The 403-nt window shown below is 36.7% G+C and carries 1 protein-coding gene; it reads right to left on the reverse strand.

Features of this window, described 5'->3' with window-relative positions; translation table 11 throughout:
• A partial coding sequence (locus NI466_RS16120; RefSeq protein ID WP_253174013.1) for an IS5 family transposase occupies positions 1 to 403 on the reverse strand: 403 nt, incomplete at both ends.

Consider the following 403-nt stretch of genomic DNA (forward strand, 5'->3'; position numbering starts at 1 on the left):
TCTGCACATACCACTTTTGTCTCTTTTAAATCTAATGTTGATATTAAATCAGGTGCAACTTTAACATCATGTGTGGTTCCATCGGTAATCACGAAATCAATAGGATTGCCATGTGCATCAACAATCAAATGTATTTTTGAGGAGTTTCCTCCTACACTTTTAGAAATAGATTGATTCGCTATACCGGCAGAATGTTGATGAGCACGTACATGAGAGCCATCAATAAAAACCCACTCCATATCGGGGCATGAGGCTAGTAATTTGAATAATCTAAGTAACTTACCGCTGCTTGACCAACGATTAAAACGTTTAAAAATAGAGTTTGAATGACCAAAACAACAAGGAATATCTCGCCACGGACAGCCTGTTCTAATTCTATAGAGAATAGCTTCAATAAAATTGC

It is taken from the genome of Acinetobacter lwoffii, assembly GCF_024129595.1.
Classification (GTDB): Bacteria; Pseudomonadota; Gammaproteobacteria; order Pseudomonadales; family Moraxellaceae; genus Acinetobacter; species Acinetobacter lwoffii_O.